Raw genomic sequence first — 1,127 nt, 5'->3', positions numbered from 1 at the left:
CCTCCATCCAGGATTGTACTGATTCGAGTAAGGATCATATCTCCTTTGTGGCTGATTCAAAAATCCTCCAATTACATTGGCTTTGTGAACTTGATCCTCTTGAAGTGTTGGACACATATCAGTGGGATGTCCAGATACAGCACAAATCCCGCAGACCCTTACATTAGACACCTGACCTGTAGCCAATTGTCGAACCAAAGCAGTTAGATCAGCCATTTGACTTTCAAGAGTAGATGTATGTACCTCATTCACTCTCTTTGGAGCTTCATCAGCATGTGCACCATATTGTTGTGTATTCTCTGCCATGTTAGAAATCAACTCTCGGGCTGCTGCTGGTGTCTTGTTCACTAAAGCTCCTCCACTAGCTGCATCAATCATCCTCCTGTTGGCTGGCAGAAGTCCCTCGTAGAAGTATTGGATCAATAACTGATCTGGAATCTGATGCTGAGGACAACTGGCACAGAGTTGATTGAATCTTTCCCAATACTCATCCAAGTTTTCACTACTGAACTGCCTTATTCCACATATGTCTTTCCTTATGTTGGCAGCTCGTGAAGCAGTGAAAAACTTCTCCAAAAATGTCTGCTTCATTTCGTCCCATGTCCGGATAGATCCTTCAGGTAGATAGTACAGCCAATCCTTCGCCTTATCCTTCAAAGAAAAAGGGAAGGCTCTCAACTTGACATGCTCCTCAGTCACTCCTTGAGGTTTGAAACTCGAGCATACTACATGGAGTTCCTTCAAATGTTTATAAGGATCTTCACCTGCAAAGCCATGAAAATTAGGCAATAAGTGTATCAAACCAGATTTCAATTCAAATGCTCCCGCTATCTCTGGATACACAATGGACAAAGGTTGTTGATTAACAGCCGAAGCTGCTAACTCTTTTAAGGTCCTATCTGCTGCTGCTGCTGCTGCCATTGGTTCTTTTTCTTCGTCAAAGAGTGGATTCTCAAAAAGAGGTGTTCCTTCAATTAGTGGATCAACTTCTGAACTCTCTGAGGTGGCTGACAATACTCTCTTCAATTTTGTTTCCTTTGTCAGTCTTCGTGTTTCATTCTCAATCTCTGGATTGTATATCAAGTCTTCTTGTTTCTGGGAAGAACGAGTCATAAACAAAAGAAATT

Annotated in this window: 1 protein-coding gene; it reads right to left on the bottom strand. The window is 42.1% G+C overall.

The window, feature by feature from the left end; genetic code table 11:
- Nucleotides 1-1,026: retrotransposon gag family protein (locus tag BVER_RS36135; protein ID WP_198155510.1), on the bottom strand; the 1,026-nt coding region annotated here is incomplete at its 3' end.
- Between the last annotated feature and the right edge of the window lie 101 nt (nt 1,027-1,127).

The sequence above is a fragment of the Candidatus Burkholderia verschuerenii genome (genome assembly GCF_001189365.1).
In the GTDB taxonomy this organism is placed as follows: domain Bacteria; phylum Pseudomonadota; class Gammaproteobacteria; order Burkholderiales; family Burkholderiaceae; genus Caballeronia; species Caballeronia verschuerenii.
Note: the sequence above shows the minus strand (reverse complement) of the source record. Positions and strands in the feature narration are given on the sequence as shown.